Source organism: Micromonospora parastrephiae (assembly GCF_016802865.1).
Lineage (GTDB): Bacteria > Actinomycetota > Actinomycetes > Mycobacteriales > Micromonosporaceae > Micromonospora > Micromonospora parastrephiae.
The window spans coordinates 1-4117 of sequence record NZ_JAEVHM010000316.1 but is presented as its reverse complement, the minus strand read 5'-3'; the positions used below and the strand labels follow the sequence as shown (position 1 = coordinate 4117).

Sequence of the window (4117 nt, the reverse complement as noted above, 5' to 3'; positions counted from 1 at the left end):
GGCCCCGGGTACGTGCGCGGCGCGCGGCGACACTGCCAGACTGCCAAGCCATGAGGACCGAGGACTTCTGGCAGCTGATCGACCAGGGCGCGCGCCGGTGGCGGGGGAGAGCCCGGCCCGGTGGCCGCGCGGGCCGTCGCGCTGCTCGCCGAGCGCGACCCGGAGGACATCGTCGGGTACGCCCGACACCAGGCGCGGGTGCTGGCCGCCTCGCACAGGGCGGACCTGTGGGGCGCCGCGTACCTGATCAACGGTGGCGCCTCGGCCGACGGGTTCGAGTACTTCCGGGGCTGGCTCATGACGCAGGGGCGGGCCGTCTTCGCCCGCGCGGTCGCCGACCCGGACTCGCTGGCCGAACTGCCCCAGGTGCGGGCGGCCTCGCTCAGCGGGGAGGAGTTCTCCGCCGAGCAGATGCTGGCGGTGCCCTGGGACGCGTACCGCAAGGCCACCGCGACGGAGCTGCCGGCGGACCGCGAGCCGGTGCGTACGCCGGACCTCAACGACTTCTGGGACTTCGACGACGAGGAGGAGGCACGCCGTCGGCTGCCCCGGCTGGCCGCGCTCTTCGTGGAGCCGCCGCCGGAGTGAGGGGTCGCGGGCCGATCCGTCGCCCGCGCAGCGGACGTACCCCGGCGGCGTGGGAACATGGAGGGGGTCGGCGGCGCGCCGGCCTGTTCACGTCAGCCGACCAGAACGGACCGCTGTGCCACCGAAGCTCGATCCCGGCGCGAACGCCCCAGGTGCCACCGACCCCGGTCGCATCCGGAACTTCGGCATCATCGCCCACATCGACCACGGGAAGTCGACCCTGGCCGACCGGATGCTGCAGCTCACCGGCGTGGTCGACCCCCGGCAGATGCGCGCGCAGTACCTGGACCGGATGGACATCGAGCGCGAGCGCGGCATCACCATCAAGAGCCAGGCAGTTCGCATGCCGTGGACCATCCGCGAGGGCGAGCGGGCCGGTGAGCACGCCGTACTCAACATGATCGACACCCCGGGGCACGTCGACTTCACCTACGAGGTGTCCCGGTCGCTGGCCGCCTGCGAGGGGGCCGTGCTGCTGGTCGACGCCGCGCAGGGCATCGAGGCGCAGACCCTGGCCAACCTCTACCTGGCCCTCGAGAACGACCTGCGCATCATCCCGGTGCTCAACAAGATCGACCTGCCGGCCGCCCAGCCGGAGAAGTACGCCGAGGAGCTGGCCCACCTCATCGGCGGTGACCCCGCCGACTGCATCCGGGTCTCCGGCAAGACCGGTGAGGGAGTGCCGCACCTGCTCGACGAGATCGTCCGGCAGTTCGTCCCGCCGGTCGGAGACGCCGAGGCGCCCGCCCGGGCGATGATCTTCGATTCGGTGTACGACGTCTACCGCGGCGTCGTCACGTACGTCCGGGTCATCGACGGGCGGATCAGCGCCCGTGACCGGATCAAGATGATGTCCACCGGGGCCGTGCACGAGCTGCTGGAAATCGGTGTCATCTCACCGGAGATGGTGAAGGCCGAGGCGCTCGGCGTCGGCGAGGTCGGCTACCTCATCACCGGGGTGAAGGACGTCCGACAGTCCCGGGTCGGTGACACGGTCACCATCAACAGCCGGCCGGCGGCCGAGCCGCTGGGCGGCTACAAGGACCCGAAGCCCATGGTCTACTCCGGCCTCTACCCGATCGACGGGTCGGACTACCCCAACCTGCGCGAGGCTCTGGACAAGCTCAAGCTCAACGACGCCGCCCTGGACTACGAGCCGGAGACCTCCGGCGCGCTCGGGTTCGGCTTCCGCTGCGGCTTCCTCGGCCTGCTGCACCTGGAGATCATCCGGGAGCGCCTGGAGCGCGAGTACAACCTCGACCTGATCTCCACCGCACCCAACGTGGTCTACCGCGCGATCCAGGACGACGGCGCCGAAATCGTCGTCACCAACCCCAGCGAGTACCCCACCGGCAAGATCGCCGAGGTGTACGAGCCGGTGGTGCGGGCCACCGTACTGACGCCCAACGACTACGTCGGCGCGGTCATGGAACTGTGCCAGGGCCGGCGCGGCAACCTGCTCGGCATGGACTACCTCTCCGCCGACCGGGTGGAGCTGCGCTACACGCTGCCCCTCGCCGAGATCATCTACGATTTCTTCGACCAGTTGAAGAGCCGTACCAAGGGTTACGCCTCGCTCGACTACGAGCCCTCCGGCGAGCAGGCCTCCGACCTGGTGAAGGTGGACATCCTGCTGCACGGCGAGCCGGTGGACGCGTTCAGCGCCATCGTGCACAAGGACAAGGCGTACAACTACGGCGTCACCATCGCCGCCAAGCTGCGCACCCTGATCCCGCGCCAACAGTTCGAGGTCCCGATCCAGGCGGCCATCGGCAGCCGGGTCATCGCCCGCGAAACCATCCGGGCGATCCGCAAGGACGTGCTCGCCAAGTGCTACGGCGGTGACATCAGCCGTAAGCGCAAGCTGCTGGAGAAGCAGAAGGAAGGCAAGAAGCGGATGAAGATGGTCGGCCGGGTCGAGGTGCCGCAGGAGGCCTTCATCGCCGCCCTCTCCTCCGACTCCGGTGACGGCAAGGCCGCCGGAAAGAAGTGACCCCCGCGCCGGCGCGCCGACGCTGACCCGACAGCCGACGCCCGCGCAGCAGGGTGACGCCTCCCACGGCGGGCGACCCCTCGCGCGACCGGGTGCCCCTCGCGCGGTCGGGCGACCCCTCGCGCGGCCGGGGTGACGCTTCGCGCGGGTCGAGCGCCTCGGCGTGCCCCGCCCGGCCTGGGCGCCACCAAGATCCGCGCACTTTCGGGGAAAGTGCTACCTGGAGCCGCGTTGAGGCAGCAGTTTCCCCGAAGTTGCGCGGATCTTGCCTGGGCGGCGCCGGAGGGCGTGCGGCCTCCGCCGGTCCGCGGGTGACGTTGGGCCTGCGGGTGACGCTTCGCGTCCGGTTTGTCTGCCTTCTTCGCCGCCCGGGTGCTTCGTCGCTCGCCGGTGTGTTCCGGTGACCGGCCCCTCCTGTTGCCCGCTGGGTGCCGGCGTCCGGGCGGCGTGGAGAAATTTTTCCGGCTGCCGCCGGGGGTCGACGGCCCGACGAGAAGGCCCGCTACCTGTGGAGATGTTCTTGCGCACCAATCGACGCACTCCTCGGACATTGAACCCTGGCGCTGCCGGGTGACGTGAGTCGGTTTGGATTTTTGACCGGTCGGGCACTTAGCGGTCACGACAGGAAGCACACACATCGTGTGTCGGACATTCTTTGAAGGAGGGCGACCGTGGAGCTCACCGTGTGGGGCATCATCACTGCGCTCGTTGTTGGTCTCATCGTCGGAGCCCTGGGCCGCCTGGTCGTCCCGGGTCGACAGAACATGCCCATGTGGCTGCACATGCTGATCGGCGTCGGCGCCGCCCTGCTGGGCACCGTCCTGGCCCGGGCGATCGGCATCGCCACCGAGACCAACGGCATCGACTGGGGCGAGCTGCTGGTGCAGGTCGTCGTCGCGGCCATCGCAGTCGCGCTGGTGGCCGGTGTGGGTCGTCGCCGCAGCGTCACCCACTAACACCCAGCATCACTTCGTACCACCGCGACACCTCGATGGGCGCCCGGCCGACAGGTCGGGTGCCCATCGGCGTTCCTGCCCGAGATCAACGGCCGGCCCGCCGCCCGACTCGCCTTGATCGACTCGGTTTCCGCGACATCGGGGTGTCCCAGCGCCCGCGATACCCCGATGTCGCCGATGTCGTGTTGATCGTGCCGCGGTCCGGCCAGCGCGGCGGTCCGGCCAGCGCGGCGGTCCGGCCAGTGCCGCGGTCTGGCGGCCGGTTGGCGTGCTGGGCGCGTGATCGACTCCGTATCGGCGATCTGGGAACGTCCTGTCACCGTGATTGCGCGATGTCGGTGACCTGGTGTCGATCACGTGGCCTCCCAGGAGTCGGCGGCCGGCTCTGGCGCGCTGTCTGGCCGTGATCGACTCGGGTTCGGTGATGTCGGGGTGTCCCGGTGCCCGCGATACCCCAATGTCATGGATCTCGTGTTGATCAGGCCGCCCGAGCGCGCCGGGCCGCTGCCCGAGCGCGGGCAGGTCTCCGCGCGAGGCGGACGGCCTGCCCGCCCAAGCGCGGGCAGCGCGTCGCCCGAGC

At 70.2% G+C, this 4117-nt stretch carries 2 protein-coding genes and 1 pseudogene; all 3 read left to right on the top strand.

Going from position 1 to position 4117, the window contains the following annotated elements:
• Positions 1 to 50: 50 nt before the first annotated feature.
• The 3 genes and pseudogenes from JNW91_RS30155 (at position 51) to JNW91_RS30145 (ending at position 3537) form a co-directional block, all read left to right on the top strand.
• Positions 51 to 588, top strand: a pseudogene (locus JNW91_RS30155) (DUF4240 domain-containing protein).
• A gap of 115 nt (positions 589 to 703) precedes the next feature.
• Positions 704 to 2581 carry a translation elongation factor 4 gene (gene lepA, locus JNW91_RS30150; protein WP_203178887.1) on the top strand — a complete coding sequence of 626 codons (1878 nt, stop codon included), beginning with the start codon at positions 704 to 706 and terminating at the stop codon, positions 2579 to 2581.
• 671 nt (positions 2582 to 3252) lie between these two features.
• Positions 3253 to 3537, top strand: coding sequence for a GlsB/YeaQ/YmgE family stress response membrane protein (locus JNW91_RS30145; protein WP_151488701.1), 285 nt, complete (start codon positions 3253 to 3255; stop codon positions 3535 to 3537).
• The last annotated feature ends 580 nt before the right edge of the window (positions 3538 to 4117 follow it).